Origin of the sequence: Mycobacterium helveticum (assembly GCF_007714205.1) — a bacterium.
Classification (GTDB): Bacteria; Actinomycetota; Actinomycetes; order Mycobacteriales; family Mycobacteriaceae; genus Mycobacterium; species Mycobacterium helveticum.
This window is the reverse complement of record NZ_VMQU01000037.1, coordinates 19379-44131: the sequence shown is the minus strand read 5'-3', so window position 1 is coordinate 44131 and position 24753 is coordinate 19379. Positions and strand designations below refer to the sequence as shown.

At 70.0% G+C, this 24753-nt stretch carries 20 protein-coding genes; 6 read left to right on the top strand and 14 right to left on the bottom strand.

Going from position 1 to position 24753, the window contains the following annotated elements; genetic code table 11:
- The first annotated feature begins 110 nt into the window (after positions 1–110).
- Positions 111–680, top strand: a complete 570-nt coding sequence (locus FPZ47_RS11035) for a pyridoxamine 5'-phosphate oxidase family protein (protein WP_144953158.1) — start codon at positions 111–113, stop codon at positions 678–680.
- Positions 681–749: 69 nt separating this feature from the next.
- Here FPZ47_RS11035 and metK read toward each other — a convergent pair whose 3' ends face one another.
- The 5 genes from metK to mihF all read right to left on the bottom strand — a co-directional run bounded on the left by metK (position 750) and on the right by mihF (position 4721).
- Entirely contained in the window at positions 750–1961 is a 1212-nt protein-coding gene (gene metK, locus FPZ47_RS11030) for a methionine adenosyltransferase (protein ID WP_144953155.1), read from the bottom strand.
- Between the two features lie 118 nt (positions 1962–2079).
- Entirely contained in the window at positions 2080–3336 is a 1257-nt protein-coding gene (coaBC, locus tag FPZ47_RS11025) for a bifunctional phosphopantothenoylcysteine decarboxylase/phosphopantothenate--cysteine ligase CoaBC (protein ID WP_144953152.1), read from the bottom strand.
- A gap of 21 nt (positions 3337–3357) precedes the next feature.
- On the bottom strand, positions 3358–3690 hold the full coding sequence (gene rpoZ, locus FPZ47_RS11020; RefSeq protein WP_144953150.1) for a DNA-directed RNA polymerase subunit omega: 333 nt from the start codon (positions 3688–3690) through the stop codon (positions 3358–3360).
- A gap of 62 nt (positions 3691–3752) precedes the next feature.
- On the bottom strand, positions 3753–4373 hold the full coding sequence (gene gmk, locus FPZ47_RS11015) for a guanylate kinase (RefSeq protein ID WP_425461807.1): 621 nt from the start codon (positions 4371–4373) through the stop codon (positions 3753–3755).
- Positions 4374–4403: 30 nt separating this feature from the next.
- A complete protein-coding gene (mihF, locus tag FPZ47_RS11010; protein WP_015355818.1) occupies positions 4404–4721 on the bottom strand; it encodes an integration host factor, actinobacterial type in 318 nt (105 codons plus the stop codon).
- Between the two features lie 455 nt (positions 4722–5176).
- On the opposite strand from mihF, the gene FPZ47_RS11005 reads away from it, so the two are divergent.
- Positions 5177–5599, top strand: coding sequence for a TOBE domain-containing protein (locus FPZ47_RS11005; protein ID WP_144953144.1), 423 nt, complete (start codon positions 5177–5179; stop codon positions 5597–5599).
- 5 nt (positions 5600–5604) lie between these two features.
- On the opposite strand, the gene pyrF is transcribed toward FPZ47_RS11005, so the two are convergent.
- The 7 genes from pyrF to pyrR all read right to left on the bottom strand — a co-directional run bounded on the left by pyrF (position 5605) and on the right by pyrR (position 14416).
- Positions 5605–6432, bottom strand: coding sequence for an orotidine-5'-phosphate decarboxylase (gene pyrF / locus FPZ47_RS11000; protein WP_144953141.1), 828 nt, complete (start codon positions 6430–6432; stop codon positions 5605–5607).
- Positions 6429–9779: a carbamoyl-phosphate synthase large subunit gene (gene carB, locus FPZ47_RS10995; RefSeq protein ID WP_144953139.1), complete on the bottom strand. Its 3351-nt coding sequence runs from the start codon at positions 9777–9779 to the stop codon at positions 6429–6431. The genes pyrF and carB overlap by 4 nt, the downstream gene beginning before the upstream one ends.
- Before the next feature lie 85 nt (positions 9780–9864).
- Positions 9865–10986, bottom strand: coding sequence for a glutamine-hydrolyzing carbamoyl-phosphate synthase small subunit (gene carA, locus FPZ47_RS10990; RefSeq protein WP_144953136.1), 1122 nt, complete (start codon positions 10984–10986; stop codon positions 9865–9867).
- Between the two features lie 41 nt (positions 10987–11027).
- Positions 11028–11528 carry a PH-like domain-containing protein gene (locus FPZ47_RS10985; protein WP_144953133.1) on the bottom strand — a complete coding sequence of 167 codons (501 nt, stop codon included), beginning with the start codon at positions 11526–11528 and terminating at the stop codon, positions 11028–11030.
- A 61-nt stretch (positions 11529–11589) separates the two neighbouring features.
- Positions 11590–12882, bottom strand: coding sequence for a dihydroorotase (locus FPZ47_RS10980; RefSeq protein ID WP_144953131.1), 1293 nt, complete (start codon positions 12880–12882; stop codon positions 11590–11592).
- Positions 12879–13847 carry an aspartate carbamoyltransferase catalytic subunit gene (locus FPZ47_RS10975; protein WP_144953128.1) on the bottom strand — a complete coding sequence of 323 codons (969 nt, stop codon included), beginning with the start codon at positions 13845–13847 and terminating at the stop codon, positions 12879–12881. Before FPZ47_RS10975 ends, FPZ47_RS10980 begins: the two co-directional genes overlap by 4 nt.
- The gene (gene pyrR, locus FPZ47_RS10970) at positions 13844–14416 is read right to left on the bottom strand and encodes a bifunctional pyr operon transcriptional regulator/uracil phosphoribosyltransferase PyrR (protein WP_144953125.1); all 573 of its coding nucleotides are present in this window, start codon (positions 14414–14416) and stop codon (positions 13844–13846) included. The genes FPZ47_RS10975 and pyrR overlap by 4 nt, the downstream gene beginning before the upstream one ends.
- 132 nt (positions 14417–14548) lie before the next feature.
- On the opposite strand from pyrR, the gene nhaA reads away from it, so the two are divergent.
- Positions 14549–15682 carry a Na+/H+ antiporter NhaA gene (gene nhaA, locus FPZ47_RS10965; protein ID WP_168209417.1) on the top strand — a complete coding sequence of 378 codons (1134 nt, stop codon included), beginning with the start codon at positions 14549–14551 and terminating at the stop codon, positions 15680–15682.
- A 147-nt stretch (positions 15683–15829) separates the two neighbouring features.
- On the opposite strand, the gene FPZ47_RS10960 is transcribed toward nhaA, so the two are convergent.
- Entirely contained in the window at positions 15830–19177 is a 3348-nt protein-coding gene (locus tag FPZ47_RS10960) for a DEAD/DEAH box helicase (protein ID WP_144953120.1), read from the bottom strand.
- A gap of 390 nt (positions 19178–19567) precedes the next feature.
- Here FPZ47_RS10960 and FPZ47_RS10955 point away from each other — a divergent pair, with 390 nt between their 5' ends.
- From FPZ47_RS10955 to FPZ47_RS10945, 3 genes are read left to right on the top strand one after another with little or no spacing between them, the layout of a single operon-like run.
- Positions 19568–20203 carry a class I SAM-dependent methyltransferase gene (locus FPZ47_RS10955; RefSeq protein ID WP_144953167.1) on the top strand — a complete coding sequence of 212 codons (636 nt, stop codon included), beginning with the start codon at positions 19568–19570 and terminating at the stop codon, positions 20201–20203.
- The gene (locus FPZ47_RS10950; protein ID WP_144953117.1) at positions 20200–21408 is read left to right on the top strand and encodes a serine hydrolase domain-containing protein; all 1209 of its coding nucleotides are present in this window, start codon (positions 20200–20202) and stop codon (positions 21406–21408) included. The genes FPZ47_RS10955 and FPZ47_RS10950 overlap by 4 nt, the downstream gene beginning before the upstream one ends.
- Before the next feature lie 3 nt (positions 21409–21411).
- Entirely contained in the window at positions 21412–21951 is a 540-nt protein-coding gene (locus FPZ47_RS10945; protein WP_144953114.1) for a GNAT family N-acetyltransferase, read from the top strand.
- Here FPZ47_RS10945 and FPZ47_RS10940 read toward each other — a convergent pair.
- Entirely contained in the window at positions 21930–24740 is a 2811-nt protein-coding gene (locus FPZ47_RS10940) for an aminotransferase class I/II-fold pyridoxal phosphate-dependent enzyme (protein WP_144953111.1), read from the bottom strand. The two genes, FPZ47_RS10945 and FPZ47_RS10940, sit on opposite strands and share 22 nt — an antisense overlap.
- Positions 24741–24753: the final 13 nt, after the last annotated feature.

The following is a 24753-nucleotide window of genomic DNA, read 5'->3' as shown; positions in this document are numbered from 1 at the left end:
ACCACAGTCAGCCATGCGCGGATCGGATGCCGAAAGGTCAGGCCTTACGCTCGATCGGTGCGGAAAACGGGGCTAGGCGGGCAACACGGCCCAGGGCTACGCTTTCACGCGTGGCCAAGGAGTTCTCCCACCTGGACGGGTCGCTCCGGGACTTCATCGCCCGGCAGGCCATGTTCTTCGTCGCCACCGCGCCCTCCGCGGGGGGCCGAATCAATCTGTCCCCCAAGGGTTATCACGACACCTTCGCCGTGCTCGACGACCACACCGTCGCCTACCTCGACCTGTTCGGCAGCGGCGCGGAGACCATCGCACACCTGCGGGACAACGGCCGGATCACGATCATGTTCTGCTCGTTCACCCGCACGCCGCGGATCCTGCGGCTGTTCGGGACCGGGCGGGTGGTACGCCCCGACGACGCCGAGTTCGACGGCCTGAGCGCGCATTTCGGCGATCGGCACGCCGGCGTCCGGGCCGCGGTCGTCATCGACGTCGAGCAGATCGCCGACGCGTGCGGATTCGCGGTGCCCTATTACGAACTCGTCGACGAACGGCCCGTGCTGGACGCGCATCACGCCAAGGCTACCGACGCGAAGTTCGCGAGTCTGCTGGACCGCAACCGGCACAGCATCGACGGCCTGCCCGCGCTGGACCCCGACCACCCGCTGCCGCCCCGCCGGTAGCGCGAGCAGACGCAAAATCCCCCGCACGCGCGGCGTGTCGGGGGATTTTGCGTCTGCTCGCGGAAAAGGTTAGATGGCGGCCTTGAGCTCGTCGACCTTGTTGAGCTGCTCCCAGGGCAGTTCGATGTCGGTGCGACCGAAGTGGCCGTACGCGGCGGTCTGCGCGTAGATCGGGCGCAGCAGGTCCAGGTCGCGGACGATCGCACCCGGCCGCAGGTCGAACACCTCGCCGATGGCCTTCTCGATCTTGACGGGGTCGACGGTCTCGGAGCCGAAGGTCTCGACGAACAGGCCCACCGGCGCGGCCTTGCCGATGGCGTAGGCCACCTGCACCTCGACCCGCTCCGCCAGGCCGGCGCCCACGATGTTCTTGGCGACCCAGCGCATCGCGTACGCCGCCGACCGGTCCACCTTGGACGGGTCCTTGCCCGAGAAGGCGCCGCCGCCGTGGCGGGCCCAGCCGCCGTAGGTGTCGACGATGATCTTGCGGCCGGTGAGCCCCGCGTCGCCCATCGGGCCGCCGAGCACGAACTTGCCGGTCGGGTTGATCAGCAGCCGCGTCGACGACGTGTCCAGCGTGTCGTGCGCCAGGTCGTTGAGCACGGTGTTGAGCACCTTCTCCCGCAGGTCGGGAGTGAGGGTGTTCTCCAGGTCGACGTCGGCGGCGTGCTGCGTGGACATGACCACGGTGTCCAGGCGGACCGGGACGTTGCCCTCGTAGCCGATGGTGACCTGCGTCTTGCCGTCGGGCCGCAGGTAGGGCAGCACACCGCTCTTGCGGACCTCGGTCAGCCGCCGCGACAGCCGGTGCGCCAGCGCGATGGGCAGCGGCATCATCTCCGGGGTCTCGTTGATCGCGTAGCCGAACATCAGGCCCTGGTCGCCGGCGCCCTGGGCGTCCAGCGGGTCCGCCGCACCCTCCACCCGCGCCTCGTGGGCGGTGTCGACCCCCTGGGCGATGTCGGGCGACTGCGCGCCGATCGCGATGTTGACCCCGCAGGTGAGCCCGTCGAAGCCCTTGTCCGACGAGTCGTAGCCGATCTCCAGGATCCGCTCGCGCACGGTGTTGGCGATGCCGGCGAACGCCTCCTTGGCCGTCGTCGTCACCTCGCCCACCACGTGCACCTGCCCGGTGGTGACCAGCGTCTCGACGGCCACCCGCGAGCGGGGGTCCGCGGCCAGCAGCGAGTCGAGGACCGAGTCGCTGATCGCGTCGCAGATCTTGTCCGGATGTCCCTCGGTCACCGACTCACTGGTGAACAGCCGACCCTTTTCGCTCACTATGCTCAATCCCTTCCCATTAATTAGTTAACCAAGTTATATCGTCCGGCCCGTGCCGCGGTCCGGGTGGGCGTTGCCCATCGCGGCCCACCCAACCGAAGCCCGGGGCCCGGCGCCGTTATCCGGCCTCGCCGCGCAGGAACGTGACAATCCCGTCAACGATACGACTCGCCATCAACGTCTTGGAGCCGTGTTCCAGCGCCGACTCGGTCCCGTCGGAGGCCAGCAACCAGCCGTCGTTGCTGTCCACCTCGAACGCCCTGCCCTCGCCGACGGCGTTGACGACCAACAGGTCACACCCCTTGCGCCGGAGCTTCGCCCGCGCGTGGAACAGCACGTCGCCGTTGGCGTCCCCGGTCTCGGCGGCAAACCCGACGATGGCCCGCATGTTGGGCAGCTCGCCGTGGGCGCGCGCCCGCACCGCGGCGGCCAGCACGTCGTCGTTGCGCACCAGCTCGATCGCCGGCGGCTCCTCGGCGCCCTTCTTGATCTTGGCCGCGGCGACCCGCGCGGGCCGGAAGTCGGCGACGGCCGCCGCCATCACCAGGACATCGGCCGCCGGGGCGTGCTTGGACACCGCGTTGCCGAGTTGCTCCGCCGAGCTGACGCGCACGACCTCGACGCCGGCGGGGTCGATGAGGCCCGCGGTGTGCCCGGCGACCAGGGTGACCTCGGCGCCGCGCTGCGCGGCGACCCGCGCGACGGCATAACCCTGTTTGCCGGAGCTGCGGTTGCCGATGAAACGCACGGGATCGATCGGTTCCCGGGTGCCGCCGGCCGTCACCAGCACCTTGTGGCCGGCCAGGTCGTAGGTCAGCGCGTCGTGCCGCTCCAGCAGCAACCGGGCCAAGGTGGTGATCTCCTCGGCCTCGGGCAGCCGGCCCGTGCCGCTGTCGGCGCCGGTGAGGCGTCCGGCCGCGGGTTCCAGCACGACGGCGCCGCGGCGGCGCAGGGTTGCCACGTTGTCGACGGTGGCCGGGTGCAGCCACATCTCGGTGTGCATCGCCGGGGCGAACAGCACCGGGCAGCGCGCGGTGAGCAGGGTCGCGGTCAGCAGGTCGTCGGCACGCCCGGCCGCCGCCCGCGCGAGCAGGTCCGCGGTCGCCGGCGCCACCACGACCAGGTCGGCCTGCTGCCCGATCTGGACGTGCGGCACGTCGGGGACGTCGGAGAAGACGCCGGTGTGCACGGGCTGGCCGGACAGGGCCTCGAAGGTCGCGGCGCCGACAAAGCGCAACGCGGCCTCGGTGGGGACGACCCGCACCGAGTGACCGGCTTCGGAGAGCTGACGAACGACGGTGCACGCCTTGTAGGCGGCGATGCCACCGGAGACGCCGACGACGACTCTTTTCGCGACCCGATCACGGTCGTCCACAGCGCGCCCGGCCCTGCCCTGTTACTCGCCCTCGGTGTGCTCGAGCAGGTCGGCGTGGATCTCGCGCAGCGCGATGGACAGCGGCTTCTCCTGCAGGCCGGGCTCGACGAGCGGGCCGACGTATTCGAGGATGCCCTCACCGAGTTGGTTGTAGTAGTCGTTGATCTGCCGGGCCCGCTTGGCCGCGTAGATGACCAGGGCGTACTTGCTCGAGACGCGGTCCAGCAACTCGTCGATGGGCGGGTTGGTGATGCCCAGCGGGGTGTCGTAGACGCGCTTACCACCTGCGGAGGGATCGAACTGGTCGCCGGCGGGGACGGCGGTCGGCGACGCGTCGGACTGCGGAATACTCACGTAAGAAAATCTCCTGGCGGCCTGGAGCGGTGCGAAAGCTCGATGTTGTGCGGCCAGGCGGCTCATGCCGGGCCCGGGGCGGTTCCCACCAGCAAGGATACCAATTCCGCACACGCAGATTCCAATTGGCTGTTCACCACCACCATGTCGAAGTCGTTTTGGGCCGCCAGTTCGACGCGCGCGGTGTCGAGACGGCGCCGCATCGCCTCGGGCGTCTCGGTGCCGCGGCCGGCCAGCCGGGCCCGCAGATCCTCCCAGCTCGGCGGCGCGAGAAACACGGTGGTGGCCTCGGGCATCGCCTTCTTGACCGCCCTGGCGCCGGCGAGGTCGACCTCGATGAGCACCGGGACACCGGCGGCGGCGGCCGCCCGCACCGGCCCCGCCGGGGTGCCCGACCGGTGCAGCCCGCCGTGGATCTCGGCCCATTCGAGCAGGTCCCCGTCATCGATCAGGCGCTGGAAGCGTTCCGGGCTGACGAAGCGGTAGTCGACGCCGTCGACCTCGCCCGGCCGCGGCGCCCGCGTCGTCGCCGAGACGCTGAAATACAGGTCCGGTATCCGCTCGCGCAGGCACCGGACCACAGTCGACTTACCGACCGCTGAGGGACCGGACAGCACGACCACGCGGCCCGCCGGCTTGCGGCGTCCCCCGTGCCCGGCGTCCGGCCCCTCGCCGGCGCCCACAGGCCCTCCGGCCTGCATCGTCGGCGCGGGCTAGGCGGAGCCGAACTTTTCCAGCAGGGCCTTGCGCTGCCGATCGCCGAGCCCACGCAGGCGGCGGGTCGGCGCGATCTCGAGCTCGGTCATGATTTCCTGCGCCTTGACCTTGCCCACCTTCGGCAGGGCCTCCAGCAACGCAGACACCTTCATCTTGCCCAGAACTTCATCGGTCTCGGCGTCCTTGAGCACCTGGGTCAGGTTGGTGCCGCCACGCTTGAGCCGATCCTTGAGTTCTGCGCGCGCTCGACGTGCGGCAGCCGCCTTCTCCAACGCGGCCGCGCGCTGCTCGTCGGTCAACTGGGGAAGGGCCACGATTCCTCCGTATCTGATCAATCAATCGCAATCGATCTGGTTTGTCTCTGCCGGTTACAACCAGCGCAGACGACCGTACTCAGGCTTCCTGACGAAATCTAACCCGCCCCCTCCCTTGAGGGGGTAAATGCCCAGCGTAAACCTGGCGCGGCAACCGTCGGGCGGGGTACCGAACGGGGTCGGCGGCAACGCGGGCACCGCGCCGGGCCGCCCCGGCGCGGGAGCCCCTTTCAGGCCATCTAGCAGGTCTTTTACCCGCTGCCGACGGGGCTCGCGCGGTGCGGTGGCCGGCCTCGCCGCCCGGCCGCGACCACCCGCGGCGGGCGGGCGCTCGAGCGCTGCGGCCAATGACGCATTCGGGCGGCGCGTCGCGCGTGTCGCGGGTGGGCCCCGCGCCGCCCGATCCGACGACGCGCTGCGGCTGAGGCGGCGCCGCGATCGGCTACCATCGAGCGGTGCCGAACCTGCGGATCCGCCAGGCGGCTGAGTTGCTGGGAGTCAGTGACGACACCGTGCGGCGCTGGATCAACCAGGGCGCGCTGACGGTCAGCCACGACGCGGCCGGCCGCAAGGTCATCGCCAGCGAGGACCTCGCCGAGTTCTCCCGCACCAACGCGCCGGCGCCGCCCCCGGACCCGCTCAGCATCGGCAGTTCGGCTCGCAACCGGTTCGTCGGGCTGGTCACCCGGGTCGTCAGCGACCGGGTGATGACGCAGGTGGACATGCAGTGCGGCCCGTTCACCGTGGTGTCGCTGATGAGCACCGAGGCCGCCCGGGAGCTGGCGCTGCGGCCCGGCACCGTCACCGTGGCCGTCGTCAAGGCCACCAACGTGATCGTCGAGACCGCCGACCCCGGCGCGGCGATCGCCTCCGACTGACGCGGCTACGGCGCCGACAGGTACGCGACGGCGTCCAGCATTCTGCGGGCGGCCGCCCGCAGGTCCGACACGCCCGGTCCGGCCCGCAGCACCTCCCGCGACACCGCGGGCAACAGCTGGCCGGGTGCGGCGCCGCCCAGCCCGGCGAGCGCCTCCGGGCGCCCGCCCTGCACCCCGACACCGGGCACCAGCACCGGGCCGCCCAGCGCGCTGACGTCGGGCGCCTCGAACACCGTCGCCCCCACCACCACGCCGACGGAGCCGGGCCCGTAGGACGCGCCGGCCCGGTTCAGCACCGCCGCCTGGTCGACGACCAGCTGGGCCACGGTGCGGCCGTCGAAGGTTGCGCGCTGCACCGTGGCGCCCTCCGGGTTCGACGTCGCCGCCAGGACGAACACGCCCCGGTCGTTGGCGGCGGCGGCCTCCAGCAGCGGCCGCAGCGAGCCGAACCCCAGATAGGGCGAGGCCGTCACCGCGTCGGCGGCCAACGGCGAATCCCCCGCCCAGGCGGCGGCGTAGGCCGCCATCGTCGTCCCGATGTCCCCGCGCTTGGCGTCGGCCAGCACCAGCACCCCGGCCGACCGCAACGCGGCGATGGTGCGCTCGAGCACCGCGTAGCCGGCCGCGCCGTAGGCCTCGAAGAACGCCACCTGCGGTTTGACGACGGCGAACCCGGCGAACGCCTCGACGCAGGTGTCACAGAACGCGGCCAGCCCGTCGGGGGTCGTCGGCAGGTCCCACGCCCGCAGCAGTTCCGGGTGCGGATCGATGCCCAGGCACAGCGGCCCGCGCTGTGCCTTCGCATCGGTGAGCCGAACGCCGAACCCGGTCACTGGTCGCTGCCCGGCCCGATCATGCTGTGCAGTTCCTGCAGGCAGCGCACCCCGATGTCGCCGCGGATGCCCGCTTCGATGCCCTGCACCGCCGCCGACGCCCCCTGCACCGTGGTGACGCAGGGGATGTTGACCCCGACCGCAACGGACCGGATCTCGTAGCCGTCGATGCGCGGGCCGGAGTTGCCGTAGGGCGTGTTGATCACCATGTCGACCTCGCCGGCCTTGATGGCGTCCACCGCCGAGACCTCCGGGCGGCCCGGTTGCGGCGGCTCGAAGTGCTTGCGCACCTCGTCGCAGGGAATGCCGTTGCGGCGCAACATCTCCGCGGTCCCCTCGGTGGCCAGGACACGGAATCCGAGGTCGGCCAGCCGCTTGACGGGGAACACCAGTGAGCGCTTGTCGCGGTTGGCGACCGAGACGAACACGGTGCCGCGGTCCGGCAGCGAACCGTAGGCGGCGGTCTGGCTCTTGGCGAAGGCGCTGCCGAAGTCGCGGTCGATGCCCATGACCTCGCCGGTCGACTTCATCTCCGGGCCCAGCAGCGAGTCGATCGCCGCTCCGTCGGCGCTGTGGAACCGGTGGAACGGCAGCACCGCCTCCTTGACCGCGATCGGGGCCGTCGGGGCCGCATGGCCGCCGTCCCCGGAAGCGGCCAGGATGCCCTCGCCGCGAAGCTGGGAGATCTTGGCGCCCAGCATGATCCGCGCGCAGGCCTTGGCGAGCGGGATCGCCGTGGCCTTGGACACGAAAGGAACGGTACGGCTCGCTCTCGGGTTGGCCTCCAGGACGTAGAGCACGTCGTCCTTGAGGGCGTACTGCACGTTGAGCAGACCGATCACGCCGACGCCGTGGGCGATGGCCTCGGTCGCGTGACGGACCTTCTCGATGTCGCTGCGGCCCAACGTGACCGGCGGCAGCGCGCACGCCGAGTCGCCGGAGTGGATGCCGGCCTCCTCGATGTGCTCCATGATGCCGCCGATGTAGACCTCGGTGCCGTCGCACAACGCGTCGACGTCGATCTCCACCGCGTCCTCGAGGAAGCGGTCGACGAGCACGGGATGCTCGGGCGAGAGCTCGGTGGCGCGGCCGATGTAGCTCTTGAGCGTCTCCTCGTCGTAGACGATCTCCATGCCGCGGCCGCCCAGCACATACGAGGGCCGCACCAGCACCGGATAGCCGATGTCCTCGGCGATCCGGCGCGCCTGCGCGAAGGTCGTGGCCATGCCGTAGCGGGGCGCGGGCAGGCCCGCGGTGGCCAGCAGGTCGCCGAACGCGCCGCGGTCCTCGGCCAGGTCGATGGCCCCCGGCGGGGTGCCGACGATGGGAACCCCGGCGTCGGCGAGGCGTTGCGCAAGCCCGAGGGGCGTCTGGCCGCCGAGCTGCACGATGACGCCCGCGACCCCGGGACCGTCGCCGGCCGAATCGGTTTCGGCGCGGAAGACCTCGAGGACGTCCTCGAACGTCAGGGGCTCGAAGTAGAGCCGGTCGGCGGTGTCGTAGTCGGTGGACACCGTCTCCGGGTTGCAGTTGACCATCACGGTCTCGAAACCCGCCTGGCTCAACGTGGTTGCCGCATGCACACAGCTGTAGTCGAATTCGATGCCCTGCCCGATCCGGTTCGGGCCGGAGCCCAGGATCAGCACCTTGGGCTTCTCCGTCTGCGGGGCCACCTCCGTCTCGGCGGCGGGGTCGAGCTCGTAGCTGCTGTAGTGGTAGGGCGTCTTGGCCTCGAACTCCGCGGCGCAGGTGTCGACCGTCTTGTACACCGGGTGGATGCCGAGGCGCTCGCGCAGCGAGCGCACCCCGTTCTCGCCGGCCAGTTCCGGTCGCAGCGCAGCGATCTGGCCGTCCGAGAGCCCGTTGTGCTTGCCGCGGCGCAGCAGCTCCGCGTCGAGCACCGGGGCCGCGGCCAGCTCGGCGCGCAGCTTGACCAGCTCGCCGATCTGCGCGACGAACCACGGGTCCACGCCGCTGGCCTCGGCGACCCGCTCCACCGAAGCGCCCAGCCGCAGCGCCCGTTCCAGGTCGTAGAGCCGCCCTTCGGTCGGGGTGCGCAGCCGGGTCAGCACCTCCTCGGCGTCGCCGTCGGGGTCCGGCTTGGTCCAGAACCCGGCACGGTCGGTCTCCAGCGACCGCATCACCTTACCCAGCGCCTCGACGAAGTTGCGTCCCAACGACATCGCCTCGCCGACGGATTGCATCGTGGTGGTCAGGGTGGGGTCGGCGCCGGGGAACTTCTCGAACGCGAACCGCGGGGCCTTGACCACGACGTAGTCCAGCGTGGGCTCGAAGGCGGCCGGGGTCTCCTTGGTGATGTCGTTGACGATCTCGTCGAGGGTGTAGCCGATGGCCAGCTTCGCGGCGATCTTGGCGATCGGGAAGCCGGTGGCCTTGGACGCCAGCGCACTCGACCGGGACACCCGGGGGTTCATCTCGACAACGATCAGCCGGCCGTCGGCCGGGTCGACCGCGAACTGGATGTTGCAGCCGCCGGTGTCGACGCCGACCTCGCGCAGGATCGCGATGGCCAGGTCACGCATGCGCTGGTATTCCCGGTCGGTCAGCGTCATGGCCGGCGCGACGGTGACCGAGTCGCCGGTGTGCACGCCCATCGGGTCGACGTTCTCGATGGAGCACACCACGACCACGTTGTCGTGGCCGTCGCGCATCAGCTCGAGCTCGAATTCCTTCCAGCCGTAGATGGATTCCTCGATCAGCACGTTGGCGCTGGGCGAGGCCGCCAGCCCGGCGCCCGCCATCCGCTCGATCTCCTCGGGGGAGTGCGCCATCCCCGACCCCAGCCCGCCCATGGTGAAGCTGGGCCGCACCACCACCGGAAGGCCCAGCTCGGCGACCGTCTCGTGGACCTCCTCAATTGTGAAACACACTCGGCTGCGGGCAGATTCACCGCCGACCTTGCCGACGATGTCCTTGAACATCTGCCGGTCCTCGCCGCGCTGGATCGCGTCGAAGTCGGCCCCGATGAGTTCGATGCCGTACCGCTCCAGCACCCCGTTCTCATGCAGGGCGACCGCGGTGTTGAGCGCGGTCTGCCCGCCCAGGGTGGCCAGCAGCGCGTCGATCCGGTTGCCGCGCTCGGCCTGCTGGGCGATCACCCGCTCGACGAAGGCCGGCGTGATGGGCTCGATATAGGTGAAGTCGGCGTATTCGGGGTCGGTCATGATGGTGGCCGGGTTGGAGTTGACCAGGCTCACCTGCAGGCCCTCGGCCCGCAGCACCCGGCAGGCCTGCGTGCCGGAGTAGTCGAACTCGCAGGCCTGTCCGATCACGATCGGCCCCGAGCCGATCACCAGCACGTGGTTGAGGTCGGTGCGACGCGGCACTAGAGCTTCCTTCCGGTCTCGGCGCGAGCGTGCGTACATGCACGCCAGATACGGCGTGTCGCCGTACCGACACGCGCGCTCGTGGTCATTGCCGGCCCTCCATCATGTCGATGAATTGGTCGAACAGGTACTCCGCGTCGTGGGGACCGGCGGCGGCCTCGGGGTGGTACTGCACCGAGAACGCCCGCCCACTGGCGAGTTTGACGCCCTCGACCACGCCGTCGTTGGCGCAGGTGTGGCTGACCGCCGCCGGGCCGAACGGCGTGTCGAAGGACTGGCCCGCCTCCCCTTCCAGCGCGAAGCCGTGGTTCTGGGCGGTGATCGCGACCCGGCCGGTGGCGTGGTCGATGACCGGGATGTTGATGCCCCGGTGACCGAACACCATCTTGTAGGTGGACAGTCCCAGCGCCCGCCCCAGGATCTGGTTGCCGAAACAGATGCCGAACAACGGGATTCCGGCGCCCAGCACCTCGCGGGTGAGCCCGACGACGTGGTCGGCGGTGGCCGGGTCACCGGGGCCGTTGGACAGGAAGACACCGTCGGGCGCGAGCTCGCGGATCTGCTCGAAGGTGACCGACGACGGCAGCACGTGGCTGCGGATGCCGCGGCGGGCGAAGTTGCGCGGCGTGTTGGTCTTGATCCCCAGGTCCAGCGCGGCCACCGTGAACCGGCGGGTCCCCTCCGCCTCCACCACATAGGCCTGCGGCGTGCTGACCTCGCCCGCCAGGTCGGCGCCCAGCATGGAGCGCTGGCCGACGACCCGCTCGAGCAGCTCGGCGGGTTCGGCCAGGGCGTCACCGGAGAACACCCCCGCCTTCATCGATCCGCGGCTGCGCAGCTGCCGCACCACCGCCCGGGTGTCGATGCCGGCGATCCCGACGACGTGCTGGCGGGCCAGCTCGTCCTCCAGGGTGCCGGTGGCCCGCCAGTTGGACGCGCGCGGCGACGGGTCGCGCACCGCGTACCCGGCCACCCAGATCTTGTCGCCGCGGCTCTCGGCGTCCTCGGTGTTCCAGCCGGTGTTGCCGATCTGCGGCGCGGTGGCCACCACGATCTGCCGGTGGTAGCTCGGATCGGTCAGTGTCTCCTGATAGCCGGACATGCCGGTGCAAAACACTGCCTCCCCCAGCGTTTGGCCGACCTCGCCGTACGGCGTCCCGGTGAAGACGCGGCCGTCCTCGAGTACCAGCAGGGCTTCAGTGGTCATCGGCGCCGCTCCTCCTCATTGCTCTCATTGCTGGATTGCTCTCATTGCTGGGTCTCCCGCAGCACGTCGTCGTATTCGTCACGATTGTCGGCGCGGAACCCGGTGTCGATCTCGGCGCCCGACGGCAGCCGCCACCGGATCGCCAGTATCCCGTTGCGGGCGCCGACCTTACCGGCCATGCCCCGCTCGGTGCGGACGGCCACGATCGACTCCTGGGGAATCCAAAGCGGGTTGGCGTGGCTGCGTTCCAGCAGGATTCCCTCCGGATAGCGAATCAGCACCGCCCTGCTGCGGTAGCCCAGATCGCCGACGGTGACCCGGTCGTTCCAGGCGGGTGACAGCGTGCAGCCGACATAGACGCCCCGGATGGTGCTGGTCGCCCCGCCCACCTCGGCGGGCATCCCGGGCAGGCTGCCGATCAGCTCGGCCTGCCGTTGGGCGCGGCGCCGCCAGCCGCGCATCATCAGCTGGATCAGCACCGCGATCACCACCACCAGCACGGCCGCGAAGATGAGCGACCCCACCAGCGTGCCGGAGTTCATGCGCGCCGCTCCTCCACGCCTTCCCCGATCGCACTGCCCTGTTCATCGTCGCCGTCGCGGTTCATGCCGGGCTCTTCCCGTCGCGGGCGGTGATCTTGCCACGCAGCAGGGTCGCGGTCACGGTGGCGGGCAGGGTCATCGACTCATACGGCGTGTTGGCCGACCGGCTGGCCAGGCGCGGCCCGGCGACCGTCCAGGTGGCGTCGGGGTCCACCACGGTCAGGTTCGCCGGCTCCCCCACCTCCAGCGGCCGGCCGTGATCGGGCAGGCCGGCGATGCGAGCCGGGTTCTCACTCATCACCCTGGCGACACCGCGCCAGCTCAGCAGCCCGGGCGCCACCATGGTCTGCACCACCACCGACAGCGCCGTCTGCAACCCCAGCATGCCGGGGAGCGCCGCGGAGAACTCGACGCATTTCTCGTGCTCGGCGTGGGGTGCGTGATCGGTGGCCACGCAGTCGATTACCCCGTCGGCGAGCGCTTGACGCAAAGCCAGCGCGTCGGAGGCCTCCCGCAGCGGCGGATTGACCCGGTTGACGCCGTCATAACTGCCCAGTCGGCTGTCGTCGAGCAGCAGGTGGTGGGGGGTGACCTCGGCGGTGATCGAAATACCTTGCTCCTTGGCCCATTTCAGGATCTCGACGGTACCCGCGGTGGAGGCGTGGCAGATGTGCACCCGGGCGCCGGCGTCGCGGGCCAGCAGCGCGTCGCGGGCCACGATCGATTCCTCGGCGGCCCTGGGCCATCCCGCCAGCCCCAGCCGCCCGGCCGTGGGCCCCTCGTGGGCGACCGCACCCGCGGTCAGTCGCGGCTCCTCGGCGTGCTGGGCGACCAGGGCCCCCAGGCCGGTGGCGTATTCCAGGGCGCGGCGCATCACCAGCGGGTCGTGCACGCAGACGCCGTCGTCGGAGAACATGCGCACCTGCGCGGCGCCGGCGGCCATCATGCCCATCTCGGTGAGCTGGACCCCGGCCAGGCCGACGGTGACGGCGCCGACGGGGTGCACGTCGACCAGGCCGACCTGCCGGCCGCGGTACCACACGTGGTCGGTGACCACCGGGCTGTCGGCGACCGGGTTGGTGTTGGCCATCGCGAACACCGCGGTATACCCGCCCAAAGCCGCTGCGGCCGAACCTGTTTCGATGTCCTCGGCGTATTCGCGGCCGGGCTCGCGCAGATGGGTGTGCAAGTCGACGAAGCCGGGCAGCAGCACGTGGCCCGTGGCGTCGATCACGTCCGCGTATTCGGGGATAGGCAGACCCGCACCGATCGCGGCGACCTGAGAATCCTCGACCAGGACGTCGACCCGGTCGCCTTCGCCGTAGAGCCGGACCCCGCGCAGCAGCACCGTCACGCCGTACCCTCTTCCCCGGCCGCTTCGGTGCCGACCAGCACATGGAACAGCACCGCCATCCGCACATGCACACCGTTGGAAACCTGTTGCAGGACAGCCGATTGCGTGGAGTCGGCCACCGACGAGGCGATCTCCATGCCGCGCACCATCGGTCCCGGGTGCAGCACCACGGCGTGGCCGGGCAGCATCGCCTGCCGGCGGTCGGACAGGCCGTAGCGCACCGAGTACTCGCGCACCGACGGGAAGAAGCCGCCGGTCATCCGCTCGGCCTGCACCCGCAGCATCAGCACCGCGTCCGCGGCGGGCAGCTCGGCGTCGAAGTCGTAGGAGACCGTCGCCGGCCAGCCGTCGACCCCGGCCGGCAGCAGCGTGGGCGGGGCGACCAGCACCACCTCGGCGCCCAGGGTGGCCAGCAGTGTGACGTTGGAGCGGGCGACGCGGCTGTGCAGGATGTCCCCGACGATCACGATGCGCCGGCCCTCGATGCCGCCGAGGCGCTGGCGCAGGGTCAGCGCGTCCAGCAGCGCCTGGGTGGGGTGCTCGTGGGTGCCGTCGCCGGCGTTGATCACCGACGGGCCGCCCTCCCGCAGGCCCGCGGACGAACTCCACTCGGCCAGCAGCTGCGCGGCACCGGAGGCGGGATGCCGGACGATCAGCGCGTCGGCGCCGGCCGCGCGCAGCGTCAGCGCGGTGTCGCGCAGCGACTCCCCCTTGCCCACCGAGGATCCGGCCGCGCTGACGTTGATCACGTCGGCGCTCATCCATTTGCCGGCGACCTCGAACGACACCCGGGTGCGGGTCGAGTTCTCGTAGAACATCGTGATCACGGTGCGGCCGCGCAGCGTCGGCAGCTTCTTGATCTCGCGGCCCACCAGAGCCTGTGCGAAGCGGTCGGCGTCGTCGAGGATCGCGGTGGCCTCGTCGCGACTCAGGTCGTCGGCGGCCAGCAGGTGCCTGGTCATCAGATGTCGTCCCGCGAGAGCACCACGCCGTCGCGGCCGTCGTGCTCGCCGAGCAGCACGTGGACGCTCTCGCTGCGTGACGTCGGTACGTTCTTGCCGACGTAGTCGGCGCGCAGCGGGAGTTCGCGGTGACCGCGGTCCACCAGCACCGCCAGTTGCACCGCGCGGGGCCGGCCCACGTCGCGCAGCGCGTCCAGGGCGGCCGCCACCGTGCGTCCCGAGAACAGCACGTCGTCGACCAGGATCACCAGCGCGTCGTCGACGCCGCCCGCCGGGATCGAGGTGGTTTCCAGCGCCCGGGGCGGCTTGTTCCTCAGGTCGTCGCGGTAGAGGGTGATGTCCAGGGCGCCGCGCGCGACGTCGACCCCGCTGTACTCGGCGATGTTGACGGCCAGGCGTTCGGCCAGGATGACGCCGCGGGTCGGGATCCCGAGCAGCACGACCCGCGGCGCGTCCGCGCCGTCGAGCGCCGTCTTTTCGATGATCTGATGTGCGATGCGGGAAATGGTTCGGCCCACGTCGGCCGCCGACATCAACTCGCGGCCGGTGGCGGCTTCATCCGCGGCACCCATGCGTGGCTTGACCTCCTTCTCCGCCTCGCGGGACGGATCGTTAAAGGATGTCGACTGTCCGGCAGCGTAGCATGGCCACGCCCTGCGCCGGATCAGGGCGATCCACGACGGACGGGGCAGATGGTGCGGCGGGTGTTGGGCTCGGAGCAGGCACCCGGGGTCGCGCTGTTGGTGGCGACGGTGGCCGCGCTCGTCTGGGCCAACTGCGCCGACCACAGCTACGGCAGCTGGTGGAGGATCGAATTCGGTTGGCCGCGTGCGGGTCTGCGCATGGATGCGCGGCACTGGGCCGACGACGCGTTGATGACGATCTTTTTCTTCGTCATCGGCCTTGAACTCAAGTACGAACTGGCTCGCGGATCCCTGGCGCGCCCGCGCCGCGCACTGGTGCCGGTGTTCGCGGCGATCGGCGGGGCGGTGGTGCCGGCCGTCACGTTTCTGGCGATCACCTGGGGCACCGACGCGGCGTCGGGCTGGGGTATCCCGATGGCCACCGACCCCGCGTTCGCGGTCGGCGTGCTGGCGCTGGTCGCCCGCCACGCCCCGGCCGGGGTGCGGGCCATGCTGCTGGCGCTCGCTACCGTCGACGACGCGCTGGCGGTGCTCGTGATCGCGTTCGGCTACGCGCGCGGCGTCGCCTGGGGCTGGCTGGCGGGGGCCGCGGCCGGCTGCTTGCTGGTGGTGCTGCTCCGCCGCATCGGCGTGACGGCGGTCTGGGCGTACCTGCCCGTCGGCGTCCTGGTGTGGTTCGCGACGCTGCACAGCGGCGTCCATGCCACCCTCGCCGGCGTCGCGCTCGCCCTGCTCACCCCGGCCGGCCCGGTGGCGGGCCGCCGCGTCCTGGCCGAGCTGCTGCGGGTGGCGGGCCCGGCCAGCGCGTTCGTGGCGGTACCGATCTTCGCCCTGGCCAACGCCGGTGTGGTGGTGGACCCGTCGGCGCTGAGCCGCGCGGCGCGGGCACCGGTGACGTGGGCCGTGCTGGTGGCGCTGCTGGGCGGCAAGCTTCTCGGCGTGACGGGAGCGATCGCGATCGCGGTCGGCGGCAGGTTCGGGCAGTTACCCGCCGGGGTCCGCCCCGCGCACGTGCTCGGACTGGGCTGCATCGCCGGGCTCGGATTCACGGTGGCGTTGCTCGTCACCAATCTGGCCTACACCGACGTCGCGATGATCCAGGACGCGAAGATCGCGATCTTCACCGCGTCGCTGGTGGCGACGGTCGCCGCCGCGGCCACGTTCACCGTCACCGGGCGGCGGACCGGCCGCTGACCGACGTCGATGTCGGCGGGCTCCGGCTCGCATCACGAGTACGCGCGCCGCCAAACGCCTCGACGCGCAACCCGCTGCGTGACGCGCGTATCGCCGCGGCCATTTATCGTGCGGCAGCCCAGTCACCAGAGCCGGGACACGGCCGCGTCACCCGAGCAGTTCCCGGATATCCGACGCCGTGATCGCCGCGCCGAACAGGTCACCCTCGTCGACCACGGCGGTGAAGAGTTCCCGCTTGCGCTGCTGCAGCGCCGCCACCTTCTCTTCGATGGTCGCCCGCGACACCAGCCGGTAGACGGTGACCGGACGGGTCTGGCCGATGCGGTGGGTACGGTCGACGGCCTGGGCTTCGGCGGCCGGACTCCACCACGGGTCGCAGACGAAACAATAGTCGGCCTCGGTAAGGTTGAGCCCGAATCCACCCGCCTTCAGGCTGATCAGGAACACCGGGTTGTGCCCGTCACGGAATTGCGTGACGGTCGCGGCACGTTTCTTGGCGCTCACCGACCCGTCGAGATAGCTGTAGCTGATGCCGGCGGAGTCCAGATGCGACCGCAGGATACCCAGGAATCCGGTGAACTGGCTGAATACCAGTGCGCTGTGCCCTTCGGACACCAACTGGGTCAGTTGCTCGACGAGAAAGTCGATCTTCGCCGAGCCACTGTTGATGTGGGTTCGGTCGACCAGACCGGGATGCAGACTCAACTGGCGCAACAGGGTCAGGGACCGAAAGATCTGGAACCGGTTCTTCTCCCATTCGCCCAACAGACCCAGCACCTTTTGACGCTCTCGGGCCAGCCGGGTGTCGTAGATCTTGCGGTGCTTGGCGGCCAGATCGATGGCCAGGACTTGCTCCTGCTTTGGCGGTAGTTCGGCGATGACGTGAGTCTTGGTGCGACGCAACATCACCGGCTTGATTCGGCGCCGCAAGATCGGCAGACGATCACGGTTGGCACCGGACTCGATGGGCTTGCGGAAGTAGTCGGCGAACGCCATGGGCGACGGGAACAAACCGGGCACCGTGAGCGACAGTAGCGACCACAGCTCCATCAGGTTGTTCTCCATCGGAGTGCCGGTGATGGCCAATTTGAACCCGGCCTCAAGGCGGCGGGCGCACTGGTGCGTCTTGCTGTTGTGATTTTTGACGAACTGAGCCTCGTCGAGAATCAGCGCAGCCCAGTCGACTCCGGTGTATGCCTCGAAGTCGATGCGCAGCAGCGCATAAGACGTCACCACGATATCGGCGGTGTCCACCACCTCCGCGAGTGGGCGAGCGGACCGGGCCTCGGTGGCGGTGACGGCAACCGCGCTCAGCGTGGGCGTGAATCGCCGAACCTCGGACAGCCAGTTGTCGACCACACTGGTGGGCGCGACCACAAGAAATTTACCGGCACCCGCGGCCGCGGCGCGGGCGATCACGGCCAGTGTCTGCACCGTCTTGCCCAGACCCATGTCGTCGGCCAACACCCCGCCGAGGCCGTTGTCCCACAGGAACGACAGCCAATCCAGGCCGTCGCGCTGATAGTCGCGCAGGTTCGCTTTCAGCGCGCGGGGCACATCGATCCGCGCCGGTGGTCGCGCCGCGGCCAACCGGGCCAGGGAACTCCGCCAGGCAGCCAACTGCTGGTCGACGACCCCCAAAGCGAGAAGCTCTTCCCACAAGGTGGCGTTGAGCGATTTCGCGTTCACCTTGCCGGCGTCGATCTCGCCGAGCGCGCGGGCCTCGTCGAGCAACTGGCGCAACCGCAGCAGCTCCGGTGTGTCGAGCCGGAAATAGACTCCGGTCGGTAGCAGCATATGCGTTGCACCCGAAGCTATTTCGCTGATGACATCCGGCAGCGCAACGCTGTGTCCGTCCACCAGCACACTGATGTTCAGATCGAACCAATCGTTGCGTATCGGCTCGCCGTCGGCGCTGCCGAACTCCAGACTCGGCCCGGAGGATGACGCGCGGAAGTCCGGTGCACCGTCATCGATCTCGATTGTCAGGGCGTCGTGAGCGTCCAGTTCGGCCAACACCTCGCCGCACAGCACCGCCGCCTCCGCGGCGGTCAGGTCGACTGCTGAGCGCAATGTCGTCAGTGATGCCGCGCCGGTTGCGGCGTCGGCGTCCTCGGCGTTGCGGATGGCGTTCAACTCGGCGATGACCGCGGAGTCCAGAATCCGCTCCATTCGCCGACGGATCTGGCGCTCAGCCTGATGTTTCCAGGTACGCGACGCCGCAGCGACGGCGCGCAGCGTCGGCGCGATGCGTTGCCAGGCGACCTCTTCGGCCGCAGCGTCGCGGTAGACGCTGAGCTCCGGTGGCGAGTCGGGGGCGAAGTCGTGGTGTTTGTCGTCGACTTCGTAGCGGGTGCTCCAGTACGCGCAGGCGCCGGTGCCGGCCATCGTGACGGTCAGAACCGGCATCGGCCCGACGATGACGGGCGGGGCGAACAGTCCCTCTTCGACCTCGACCGGCATGCTGGCGGTCAGCTGCGGCAGGATCGTCAGCGAGAACTCGTCGACGTCCGCGGCGGGGATGTGCAACCGCTCGTCGCGGCCGACGAGTTCGAGCAGCGCGCGGCCGGGAACCGGGTCGAAGGCGCCCAGCCGCAACACCCCCTCGCTGACCGTGTACACACCGTGCGGCGTGGTCCGCCCGATCAGACCAGCGCCGGCCGGCCCGTACTTCTCACCGTCGAGGATCAGTGCGACGGATGCGGTTGCGCCCCCTGCAGAGCTCGCGGTGAAATCGAGTCGCAGCTGGGCGTTCTTGATGAATTCGACAGCGGTCAAGCCACTGGATTTGTCAGCGACCATCGCCACCCCGGCGTCCTCGGCGTCTATGAGCTTCGGCCACAACGCCGCGGAAGTGCCGTTGAGCAGCCAGCCGTCGCCGGCATACATCAGGCCGGACCGCTGCGCCTCTACCGCAAGCCCCCGAATGGCGTCGTACTGGCGACGGTTGAACTGCCCCGATGCGCTGTCGTACATCAACCGCTGCCAGCTCAGCCCGCGCTTGATCCAGGTTCCGCGTTTGCCGATCGTCACCGGGCGCAGTGCGACAGCCTCACCGGGCCGGTACCGGGTGGGCGGCATGAGCGCGAACTGCAACCCGATCGGTGACCCGCCGGTGCTCGCCACCGGGGCCGACATTTCGCCGAGCAGCTCGGAGAGCACCGCCCGCCAACGCCCCGGCTCGGGGTCGGGACGGGTCGCGACGCCGGCGGCGGTCAACAGCAGCGCGACGGCGTGCTTGCAGAAGGCGCCGACCGGGCACGAGCAGTCCGCCCAGGCGATCCCGAAGCCGTCGTCGAATTCCTCAAGGCCCACCTCGACCCAGTAGTCGCGGTCGCCAGAGCCCGCGCAGGAGCCGCTCAACGTCGCGGCCTCACCGTCCCAGACCACATCCCGGACGTGGCCTTGACGGGCGTAGCGCACGCCGCGGGCGACAGTGGTGGCACCGAAGTCCGGGTCGAGATCACCGGGATCGATAACGAAACACGCGGCCATGGTGCAGACGATAGCGGCGGGCCCCGACAGTGCCCGCAGGATATCGGGGCGCGTCGCGTTGCGTCTGCGAAAATCAATTCTCACCAGCAACAGGCACCTCAGCGGTCAGTGTCGTATCGTCCGGCCGGCCGTGCTCGCATATTTTTTGATCGGCCGGGAACCGCCCCGGACGCATCGACGACGGCCGGGATGGCGCGCGGATCGAAACATGCAACCGGGCAGTGGCAAGCTGTTTCGGCCACCGGTGCGGCCTTGCCGCACCTGGGCGCGGTACGGCACCGCCCGCGGCGACATCACCACCTCAGCGCGCGTGCTCCGCGCAGACCACAGCGGCCGAACTATAGGGTGGCACAAATGACGGACTCGAATTCATCGCCGGGTTTCTCGGGGTTGCAGCGCATGGACTTCGACGCGCTCTACCGCGGCGAGAGCCCCGGCGAGGGCATCCCGCCGATGCCCACCCCGCCGTGGGACACCAAGGCGCCCAAGGACAACGTCATCGCCTGGCACGACCGCGGCTGGGTGCACGGCGACGTCGTCGACATCGGCTGCGGGCTCGGCGACAACGCCGTCTATCTGGCCAAGAACGGCCACCGGGTGACCGGGCTGGACATCTCCCCGACCGCGCTGATCACCGCCGAGCGGCGGGCCGCCGACGCAGGAGTCGACGTGCGGTTCGCGGTGGCCGACGCCACCCGGCTCGACGGCTACACCGGCGCCTTCGACACCGTCGTCGACAGCGGCATGTTCCACTGCCTCGACGACGACGGCAAACGCCGCTACGCCGCCGCGGTGCACCGCGCGACCCGGCCCGGGGCCACGCTGCTGATCAGTTGCTTCTCCGACGCCAACCCCGTCGACGACCAATGGCCGCGCCCGATGGTCTCCGAGCAGACGCTGCGCGACGTCCTCGGCGGCGGGGGCTGGGACATCCAGTCCCTGGAACCCGCCACGATGCGCCGCGAACACGACGGCGCGCGGGTCGAGATGTCGTACTGGTACGTGCGCGCGCAGCGGCGCTCGTGAACCTGCTGGGCAACGCGGCCTCCATCCGCGAGGTGTGCGACGCAGGGCTGCTCTCCGGCGCGGTGACGCTGGTCTGGCAGCGCGGAAAAGTGCTGCAGATCAACGAGATCGGCTACCGTGACGTCGACGCGGGGCTGCCGATGCGGCAGGACACCCTGTTCCGCATCGCGTCGATGACCAAACCCGTCACCGTCGCCGCGGTGATGAGCCTGGTCGACGAGGGCAGGCTGACGCTCAAAGACCCGATCGCGCGCTGGGCGCCGGAGCTGGCCGACGTGCGGGTGCTCGACGACCCGCGCGGCCCGCTGGACCGCACGCATCCGGCGCAGCGCGCCATCCTGATCGAGGACCTGCTCACCCACACCAGCGGCCTGGCCTACGGCTTCTCGGTGTCCGGGCCGATCTCGCGGGCCTACGTGCGGCTGCCGTTCAACCAGGGGCCCGACGCGTGGCTGACCGAGCTGGCCAAACTGCCGCTGGTGCACCAACCCGGAGAGCGGGTCACCTACAGCCACTCCATCGACCTGCTGGGGGTCATCGCCTCCCGCGTCGAGGGCAAACCGTTCCACCAGGTGCTCGACGAACGGGTGCTGGGGCCGGCGGGCATGACCGACACGGGGTTCTTCGTCACCGAGGAAGCGCGGCGGCGCGCCGCGACGATGTACCGGATCGACGAGCGGGGCGCGCTGCGCCACGACGTGATGGGGACCCCGCACATCAAACCGCCGTCGTTCTGCAATGCCGGCGGCGGGTTGTGGTCAACCGCCGGCGACTACCTGCGGTTCGTGCGGATGCTGCTCGGCGACGGGACCGTCGACGGCGTGCGCGTGCTCTCCGCGGAATCGGCGCGGCTCATGCGCACCGACCGGCTCACCCCCGAGCAGAAGCGCCACAACTTCCTGGGAGCGCCGTACTGGGTCGGCCGCGGATTCGGGCTGAACCTGTCGGTGGTGACCGATCCGGCACGCTCCGCCCCGCTGTTCGGGCCGGGCGGGCTGGGCACGTTCAGCTGGCCCGGCGCCTACGGCACCTGGTGGCAGGCCGACCCGGCGGCCGACGACCTGGTCCTGCTGTACCTGATCCAGAACATGCCCGACCTGACCGCCGACGCCGCCACCGCCGTCGCGGGCAACACGTCGCTGGCCCAACTGCGCACGGCGCAGCCTAAATTCGTCCGTCGCACCTATCGAGCGCTCGGCCTGTGAGCGATGCCCGGCTACCCACCTGACCGCATCGCCGGGCCCCGCCTGGTGCTGCGGCTGCCCGTCCTCGACGACGCGGGCGCCCTCTTCCAGCGGGTCGCCCGCGATCCCGAGGTCACCCGGTATCTGCTGTGGGCGCCCCACCCCGACGTGGCGGCGACCCGGCGGGTGATCACCGAGAAGCTCAACGTCGGCGACGACGAGCGGACCTGGGTCATCGAGCTGCGGCACAGCGGCGAGGTCGTCGGGATGCTCAGCTGCCGGCGGAGCGCCCCGCACTCGGTGGAGATCGGTTACTGCCTCGGCAAACGGTGGTGGGGCAAGGGTTTGCTGTCCGAGGCGCTCGACATGATGCTGCACGCGCTGGAATCCGACCGGCAGCTCTATCGGGTGTGGGCCACCTGCAGTCCCGACAACCGGCGGTCCACCCGCCTGCTCGAGCGCGCCGGTTTCTTCCTGGAGGGCCGGCTCGCCCGTCACGTCGTCTACCCCACCATGGGTCCCGAGCCGCAGGACAGCCTGCTCTACGCCAAGATCCTGCGATAGCCGCCGCCGGCGTCGGCGGGCAGCGCGAAGACGGGCAACGCGGAACCCACCGCGGCCGTCGCCGCGTTGCGCTGGGCCTCCATCCGCGCCAACGCCGCCTCGGTGAACACCGACAGACCGAGGTCGGGGTCGTATCCGTGAATCTCCTTGACGTCGAGCTGGGCGAGGAAGTAGATGATCTCCTTGGACACCACCTGGCCGGGCACCAGCACCGGGAAGCCCGGCGGGTAGGGCACCACGAATGTCGTCGAGACCAGCTTCTTGCCCTCGGCGAGCCGCCGCCCGGCCATGCCGATCAGCACGTGCTCGCGGTCGGACTCCTCGTAGCCGGCGTAGAAGGCCGACCGCATGTCGCCGAACGAGCACGCGTCGACGGGGCGGAAGGCGATGTCGAACTCGCTGAAGTCGGGCAGGTGCGGCAGGTCCTCGGTGATCTCCTCGACGCGGCGGGCCGCCAGGGCGCGGTCGTCCTTGCCCCGCTCGAGCTGCCGGCGATCGAGGTCCGAGGCGATCCGGCGCAGCACGTCGAGCAGGTAGTGCACGCTCGACCAGGTGACCCCGATGGTGAAGATCAGCAGCACGCTGTTGATCGAGGTCTTGTTGATCTGGATACCGAACCGCTTCATCAGGATGTTCTCGCGGAAGTCGTAGCCGTTCATCCCGGTCCGCCCGATGAACAGCGTGACGCGCGTCGGGTCCAGCACGAACTGATCCGAGCGCCACGCCTCGTTCCACTCGGCCAGCGCGCCCTGCCGCACCTGCCGGTAGGAGCTGACCGTCGAGGCGCGGAACTCGTCGGGCACCAGGTCGGACTCGTCCAGAATGCGCAACCAGCGGCTGATCAGCGCATCCTTGCGGACCCGGTGGCGGAAGACCAGCGCCATGTTGTAGACGTGCCGGACCAGTTCGAACCCCTCGATGTCGACCTGCCGACGCGCGAGGTCCAGCGACGCCAGCAGCTGCTGGTTCGGCGACGTCGAGGTGTGGGTCAAAAACGCCTCGTCGAACGCGTCGCGGGTCAGCGCCTTGAAGTCCTGGTCGCGCACGTGGATCATCGACGACTGCCGGAACGCCGACAGCGACTTGTGCGTGGAATGCGTCGCGTACACCCGGACCCGGGCGCGGGCGGGATCGGGCAGCAGCCGGCGGGTCACCCACTCCGAGCGGTCCACCCCGTCCATCTCGGCGCTCCACCGCCGGTACTCGCCCGCGTATTCCGGTGATGCCAGCATCTGTTCGAGGCGCTCGGCCGCGATCATCGCGGTGCGCTGCCGCGCCCACGGCACCGCGGTGGCGAACGCGTACCACGCCTCGTCCCACAGGAAGCAGATGTCGGGCTTGATCGCCAGCACCTCCTCCATCACCCGCCGGGGGTTGTAGACGACGCCGTCGAAGGTGCAGTTGGTCAGCAGCAGCATGCGCACCCGGTGCAGCTGCCCGGCGGCCTCGAGGTCCAGCAGCGTCTTCTTGATCGTGTGCAGTGACACCGCCCCGTAGATCGCGTACTGCGGCAACGGATAGGCGTCCAGGTACAGCGGGTAGGCCCCGGCCAGCACCAGGCCGTAGTGGTGGGACTTGTGGCAGTTGCGGTCGATGAGCACGATGTCGCCCGGCCGGGTCAGGGCCTGCACGACGATCTTGTTGGCCGTCGACGTCCCGTTGGTGCTGAAGTAGGTCCAGTTGGAGTTCCAGGTGACGGCGGCCTTGTCCATCGCCGCTTTGATGTTGCCGTGCGGGTCCAGCAGCGAGTCCAAACCGCCCGAGGTCGAGGACGTCTCGGCCATAAAGATGTTGCGGCCGTAGAACTCGCCCATGTCCTGCAGCGACCTGGAATTGAAGATGCTGGCCCCCCGCGCGACCGGCAGCGCGTGGAACTGGCCGACCGGCGCCGCGGCGTACGCCCGCAGCGCGTCGAAAAACGGTGTGGCGAAACGGTTCCGCAAACCCGCGAGCACCGTGCTGTGCAGGTCGGTGACGTCGTTGAGCCGGTAGAACGTGCGGTCATAGATGTCGGGGTCGTCGGTCTCCGCGGCGATCGACTCGTCGGTGAGCAGATACAGGTCGATGTGCGGCCGCAGCTCCCGGATCCATTCGGCGCATTCGATCCAGTCGTGGGTTTGGCTGGTCGTCGGGTTGTCCCCGTCGCCACCGAGCAGCGTGGTCATCAGCGGCACCCGGTCGCGGGACCGCAGCGGCAGGTCGTCGCGGATGATCGCCACCTGGATCTCGCCGTTGAGCGCGACCGCGGTGATGGCGTCCTCGATGCTGCCGACCACCAGCAGCTCGTACTGGATCTCTTCGGAGGGGCGGCGCAGCGCCCGCAGGCACTCGACCAGGCTGTCGGGCGCCGTCATCGGGGCATCGTCGGCGAGCAGCACGGTGTAGAACTGTTGCTGTTTGGCCTGGGCGACCAGCTCCTGCTCGGCCAGCGACGCCGCGGTGTCGAAAAGCCCTGCGCGGTCGCCGTATTCGGACAGTAGCCGCACCGCCAGCGACACCTCCTCGGCGAGCCGCACCGTCGACAGCGCCTCCAGGTGGGCCCGGAAGGTCGCCAGGTTCGCCGCACCCGGGTACAGCCAGTACCGCTCGTAGGCGGCCAGCCGGTCCATCAGCCGCCGCACCTTGGCCACCTCGTGGTGGATGTCCTGCTTGCTCAGGTCGACCTCGGCCAGGTGGCGGCACGCGTCGTCGAGCAGGTTCCAGGTGTCCAGCCGCGTGTACGACGGGTTGGCCACCGCCGCCAGCGCGGACACGTGCAGTCGTCGCGGCCGGCCCCAGTGTCCACTCATAACCTCACCTGTC